The sequence below is a fragment of the Methanobrevibacter sp. genome (genome assembly GCF_045644645.1).
GTDB lineage: Archaea > Methanobacteriota > Methanobacteria > Methanobacteriales > Methanobacteriaceae > Methanocatella.
Map to the genome: position 1 here is coordinate 1 of NZ_JAZRHE010000084.1, position 5025 is coordinate 5025.

7 protein-coding genes are annotated in these 5025 nt (G+C 37.7%); 2 read left to right on the forward strand and 5 right to left on the reverse strand.

Annotated features, from left to right (window positions below; all coding sequences use genetic code 11):
• On the forward strand, positions 1–291 hold a 291-nt coding region (locus tag ACKI4K_RS04820), incomplete at its 5' end, for a ComEC/Rec2 family competence protein (RefSeq protein ID WP_407422821.1).
• Positions 292–452: 161 nt separating this feature from the next.
• Here the strand turns inward: ACKI4K_RS04820 and ACKI4K_RS04825 are convergent.
• Positions 453–1151: an ABC transporter ATP-binding protein gene (locus ACKI4K_RS04825; protein WP_407422823.1), complete on the reverse strand. Its 699-nt coding sequence runs from the start codon at positions 1149–1151 to the stop codon at positions 453–455.
• 9 nt (positions 1152–1160) lie between these two features.
• Positions 1161–2270, reverse strand: a complete 1110-nt coding sequence (locus ACKI4K_RS04830; RefSeq protein ID WP_407422825.1) for an ABC transporter permease — start codon at positions 2268–2270, stop codon at positions 1161–1163.
• Between the two features lie 37 nt (positions 2271–2307).
• Here ACKI4K_RS04830 and ACKI4K_RS04835 point away from each other — a divergent pair, with 37 nt between their 5' ends.
• Complete coding sequence (locus ACKI4K_RS04835; protein WP_407422827.1) at positions 2308–2583, forward strand: DUF3781 domain-containing protein; 276 nt, start codon at positions 2308–2310, stop codon at positions 2581–2583.
• A 2-nt stretch (positions 2584–2585) separates the two neighbouring features.
• Here the strand turns inward: ACKI4K_RS04835 and ACKI4K_RS04840 are convergent, their stop codons facing one another.
• From ACKI4K_RS04840 to fbp, 3 genes are all read right to left on the reverse strand, one after another.
• A complete protein-coding gene (locus tag ACKI4K_RS04840) occupies positions 2586–2837 on the reverse strand; it encodes a hypothetical protein (protein ID WP_407422829.1) in 252 nt (83 codons plus the stop codon).
• Positions 2834–3355 carry a hypothetical protein gene (locus ACKI4K_RS04845; RefSeq protein ID WP_407422831.1) on the reverse strand — a complete coding sequence of 174 codons (522 nt, stop codon included), beginning with the start codon at positions 3353–3355 and terminating at the stop codon, positions 2834–2836. Before ACKI4K_RS04845 ends, ACKI4K_RS04840 begins: the two co-directional genes overlap by 4 nt.
• A gap of 415 nt (positions 3356–3770) precedes the next feature.
• The gene (gene fbp / locus ACKI4K_RS04850) at positions 3771–4865 is read right to left on the reverse strand and encodes a fructose-1,6-bisphosphate aldolase/phosphatase (protein WP_407422833.1); all 1095 of its coding nucleotides are present in this window, start codon (positions 4863–4865) and stop codon (positions 3771–3773) included.
• Positions 4866–5025: the final 160 nt, after the last annotated feature.

Sequence of the window (5025 nt, forward strand, 5' to 3'; positions counted from 1 at the left end):
TATGTTTTAGGTGTGGTTATATCCGACTTTATTGCCTCGCTGATGACTTTACCTTTTGCGATATATCATTTTAACATGATAGCGATTTATACCACTTTGGGCAATTTTTTGGCCGGTCCGATAATCGGTCTTATCATTATGCCTATGGTGCTGTTGTCAATGTTGTTTATGCCTTTCCAGGTTGCTTCTGCTGTGGTTCTTTCGCCGTTAAGCAGAACATCTGCCTCGCCGTTTTTTGCTGTAAAACGTTTGTCGGTTGTTTTGTATTTTCCCGATTTATATTTTATTTAACAAAACAATTAAACTTTAATTTGAATTTAATGATATATAAAGCTTATATAATCAAAATACAATATTATATAGTCAATAAAGAAGATTTAAAATAAAATAAAATTGATTTAGCATGAATAATAATGTCTTATAAAAAAAGATGATGATGAATAGACATCAGTCTAAACATCAATTTTGCTGTTTATCAAAGAGTCGTCACCGGCGGATACGATCTCACCATCCAAAACTTCGACAACCCTGTCTGCAAGTTTGGCAACATCCATATCATGAGTGACAATTATCAGCGTTACGTTTTTGCTTTCGTGCAAATCGATTAGTTGCTTAAGGATTTTGCTACTTGTCTTCGAATCCAGTGATCCTGTTGGTTCATCCGCCAATATTATTGAAGGGTCATTTGCCAGCGCACGGGCGATGGCCACCCTCTGGCGTTCACCGCCGGACAGTTTGTTCGGAAGAATTCCTGCCTTGTCCTCAAGGCCGACATCATCCAGCAGTTTCAAGGCCTTGGCCCTCATCTCCTTAGATGAAAGTTTCTGTGTAAACATCGGGATTTCAATATTTTCCGCTACAGAGATATTTGGAATCAGATTGTGCAGCTGGAAAATGAATCCTATCTTTTCTGCCCTGAACTCATTCAACTTTTTAGAGGTGTTCAAGTCCTCTCCCGCAACAGTGATGCTTCCGGAATCAGGAACATCCAATGCACCGAGCATGTTCAGCAATGTTGATTTGCCAGATCCTGACGGCCCTATGATTGATACGAATTCACCGTCTCTGATTGTGAGGTTTATGCCGTTCAATGCCTTGATCTTTCCGTCCTCATAGCTCTTATATAAGTCATTTATTTCTACAGCATTCATAATATCACCTCATTCATACCTCAATGCCTCAGTTGGAGGCAATTTCATTGCCTTGACTGCAGGATAGATTCCGCCGATTATTCCAACGACAATGGCTATTGAAAATGCCTGGATGAATATCTTAGGAGTGAACAATGGACTTATTCCCATTTGAGGACCTAAAAGAGTGCATGCCAGATAGCCAACAATTGAACCGATGATTGCTGAAACTATTGTGATTACAAGTGATTCGCCTACAATCATTGTAAGGATTTTTCTGTTTGACCAGCCGACAGCCTTTAAAACACCAATTTCACGGGTTCTTTCGAATACGGACATCAGCATTGTGTTGATGATTCCAAGACCTCCAACCACAATGGCCAGAAGTGAAATCGCCCATGTTGATGCCTGCAGCATGTTCAGCATATCCGCCATCTGGGTCATCTCCATCACTGAAGTGACTGTCGTGATGTTGTCTCCGTATTTCGCATCGATCCTGTCTGCGACCGTTTGGGCATCCTCTCCCTTCTTGACCTTGACATAGATGTTTGAAATCGAATCCTCATCATCCATCAGGTCCCCGACTTTGGAGATTGAAGTGAACACGCCTCCGGCAGTGTTCTGGTCTCCGGTTTCGAAAATTCCAACGACTTCAAAGTCCTCACCGTTGATTTTGATATCGTCCCCCACGGAGTAGTTGTTGTCATCGGCATATATCTTGCCCAGAATGGCTTCGGAGGAATTGTCTTCAAAAATTCTACCCTCCTTCATGGATATGTCCGCCAATGCAGTCCCGTTAGGGTCGATACCAATCAGGGTATTCATATAGTCATCGCCGACTGAAGTCAGAACGACATATATAGGATATGCCTCGTCCACACCATCCACTTTTGCAATTTTATCCGTCCAGTTTGCACTTATGGTATTAGTCCCGTATGCTGAGTTTCCGGTTTCCTTACCCGAAATCGAAAAATCGGCACCCCCCGCATGAATCGTGTCCTCGAAGGTATTGACTAAACCGTCTGTAATTCCACCAAGAGCAACAATGACTACAATCCCTATTGCAATGCCTACAATAGCTAGAATTGCACTATTCTTTCTCCTGAATGGATTTTTAAGAATGAATTTTAAAAATGACATAATAATTAATTAGTGTGGAATATATAAATAAGTAATTATGCCATTGACTGAAATGCAAAAATCTGGTGATGAGATGCACAAGAAGACACTTCTGGAAAATGTTGAAAGGATCCATACGACTGAAATGGGTATTGGAAGAATACAGAGGAATTTGGGAATTGATGAGGAACCTGTCGGCTACTGCATATCCAAGCTCAAACAGGACAACTCTGTTGTGAGCAAGGAAGGCAAGAACTACTATGTTGACGTTGACGGCTGCATAATAACCATCAATTCAAGCAGCTTTACAATAATAACCGCCCACAAAAAATGATACTACTTATTTTTACCAATATACTTATTTAACAGCTTATTTAATTTGATAGCAGTATTATAATTCATTATTATCTGCAAATCAGATTCATTGATTAACTCAATATCGTCACCATCATTAACCAATTTATTGTTAACAACAATTAGTCTAAGCTCTTCATTATTCCCCCCAACACCAAAAGAGGAAGCATAAACTATTTTTGAATCTTCCTTAATATTTATTTTAGATTTGATATCTACATTTTCTTCAATCATTCAATCACATCCAGCGTATACCATTTTTCATCATTTGTAGATGAAAAATCCAAGCCCAATTTATCTTTATTTGAAAATGATAAAAAATAATCCTTTAATGATTCATATTCCATTTTATTAACTAATATTTCTTCATTATACCCTATTTCTCTTTCTAACTCATCCAAATCCAAATAATCTGGAATTTTATCAAGAAGTTTATTAAATTCTTCATCAGATACTTCCTCGAATTCATCCACACCTTCTTCCAACTGTTTATTAAACTGAAATTTAATAAATTCCTCTTGTGCTATGTCCAATTTTCTTATAAACTCGGATTTTGTATTTAAAATATATCTGGAATTTTGATATAAAATAATTTCATTTTCGATGAATTTATTGATGAATTTATCTAATGTAACCCTGGAAATACCAGAGCCAACAGCTATTTGCTGTTTTGTATATTCATCAACAGGAGCAGAAAAGAAAAATTGTAAAACTTTTGCTTGTGGGCAATTTCCAAATAATTCTTCAAACATCTTTTATCACCTATACAATATATGTACATTTTCTGACTAATAAATATTTTTATTTTGTAAATTATTTAAGCAATTAGTAATAAAAATTTATATAATGGTAATACATAATATATATTCATGGCTAAAGAGTTAAATCAAAAAATGATTAAAATCAAGATTATTAAATCATTACACAAAGACCATTACTACAATAAGCGTCACACCCCCGTTATGCACGTTTGCAAAAGATTATCCAACATACCCTGCAAATACATTAAAAAAGCCCCAAAAGAATTGAAAAAAGAGAAAATAATAATCGTAAAACCAACATATCATGGACCAGATGTTAGTCTGAACGTTAAAAAGAAAAAAGAAATCGGCCATTATTTAAGCCAAAAAAAAGTAAAAAAAGAAGAGATGAAAAATCTCTTTAAGTCTAATCCATATCCTCAAATCTGGATTCCAATTTTTTCATTACACCAGGAAGTGAGGTGTATTCCATTTCTTCGGAAGGCAGTCTGTGAGGTTCGAATGGACCGTGTCTTCTGATGTAAGTTGCGATTTTAGCAGCCTGTTCACGGGTTGGGTCGAATGCAGGATCATCGAACAGATCTACAGGACCAATCAATTCGCCGTTAGCTACTTGGAAACCTAAACCGATTACTCTAGGTGGTCCGTCGAATCTGATCGGGTTTGCTTCTGCTTCTGAAACAGGCATTAATGGACCGTTGTGGGATCCTCTCATCCATCCGCTTACCATGTGTGGGAATGCAAATGGATCTACACATTCACCGTTTGCAGGGAAACCGGATTGCGCCCTTACAATACATGCAGGGTCGTCTTTACCTACATATTCGCCAGCCATCAGGTTTAGTCTTTCGGTACTGATTGATGCTGCGATTTCACCGTTTTTCTTCCATACTCTTTTAATTACGTATCTTCCGGTGGAACCGATTAATGCAAGCAAGTCGTACATTTCTTCAGGACAGTTCAGGATAACCTTTTTGTGTTCGATTACGTCAAACACTTCGAATTTGAATCCATCGTGTAGGCTTGGGTCGATTACAAGGCCTGCGGTGTTGAACGGATCTGCAAACATTCTGAATACCGGCAGGTTGAATGCACCAGGTTCGGTTTTGTCACAGCAGAATACGAGAACAGGATCAGATGGCCTTTCTTCGAATTCCATTTCTGCCACACCAGGACCCATACCCTTGATGTTTCCTGAGAATGTGTCGGATAACAGATCCTGTCCTGCACCGTATAATTTCAATTCACGTGCCCTTTCAGTGGCTTTCATGAATGCAGTGTATGCGGTTTCATGGACTTCTTCGTTTTCTTCCCCTTTGTCGTGGGTCATTATTAGGTCTATGTCGTCTCCGCAACGGGAGATGTAGTAATCTTTTAAGATGCCGGTGTCTAAAGCGTCGTTTAAGACACTGTCACAAATATCCAAAAGTTCAGGGTGTGCCACACAATGTCCGGACACACTTCCAATATCAGCTTTAATTACACTAACAGTAGTTTTCATATTTATAACCTCAATTAGTAAATCGATTATTTACTAGACATTTATTATTTATGATTAGAATAGTATTTAATTATTATGTTAAACGAAACAAATTTTGAAGGAAATATTACTTATTTTAAAAATGTCCCATTTATTTAATTGTACATAAATAATTATATTG